Source organism: Frankia sp. Mgl5 (assembly GCF_023242985.1).
GTDB lineage: Bacteria > Actinomycetota > Actinomycetes > Frankiales > Frankiaceae > Parafrankia > Parafrankia soli.
Genome location: NZ_JALKFY010000571.1, coordinates 1 through 335 on the forward strand (window position 1 = coordinate 1; position 335 = coordinate 335).

Here is a 335-nt window from a genome sequence, read left to right on the forward strand (position 1 = left end):
GGGTCTGATAACTAATTTTTTTCCACCATTCATCCAGATAGGGATGCTTCATCTCTTCCTGCCAATGCGGCGAAGGGCGCCCGGTCAACTGGTCCATGGTTGCCAGTGGCAGATGGTGATAAATCGACTCCCAGTCCACCAGATCCACGTTTTGCATGACCCGGCCGCTCGTCATGTAGAGCCAGCAAAGATGATGCGGCGTGGGCACACCGGTCGGCCATTCGACAAACGGATCGGAAGGACTGACTGAACAGATCATCGCCTTCAGGTGAGGCGGTTGGGTTACTGCCGCAAGCCATTGGTCGCGCGCCAGATAAGAGCCACCCATCGTCCCC

Annotated in this window: 1 protein-coding gene; it reads right to left on the bottom strand. The window is 56.4% G+C overall.

Annotation, left to right across the window (positions count from 1 at the left end; genetic code table 11):
• A partial coding sequence (locus MXD62_RS10680; RefSeq protein ID WP_248829153.1) for a CocE/NonD family hydrolase occupies nucleotides 1-335 on the bottom strand: 335 nt, incomplete at both ends.